1 protein-coding gene is annotated in these 210 nt (G+C 71.4%); it reads left to right on the top strand.

What is annotated here, in order from left to right:
• Positions 1–210: hypothetical protein (locus tag G3I40_RS41340; RefSeq protein WP_164559941.1), on the top strand; the 210-nt coding region annotated here is incomplete at both ends.

The following is a 210-nucleotide window of genomic DNA, read 5'->3' as shown; positions in this document are numbered from 1 at the left end:
GCCCTCGTCCTCGCCGACCGGATCGCCTGCCTGGAGCAAGTGATCGTCGACGTAAGGGAGTTGCGGCCCGAGAGCCTGCCGCCGGTGACGCCCGAGCAGCGCTACGGACTCATCGGGGCGTACGAGGACCTGCAGCGGCTCATGGAGCGCCGGGGCGTCCCGGTGCGGCCGCGCGCCGTCCTGTACGACCTGATGGCGACGGAGTGCATG

The sequence above is a fragment of the Streptomyces sp. SID14478 genome, assembly GCF_010548525.1.
GTDB lineage: Bacteria > Actinomycetota > Actinomycetes > Streptomycetales > Streptomycetaceae > Streptomyces.
Note: the sequence above shows the minus strand (reverse complement) of the source record. Positions and strands in the feature narration are given on the sequence as shown.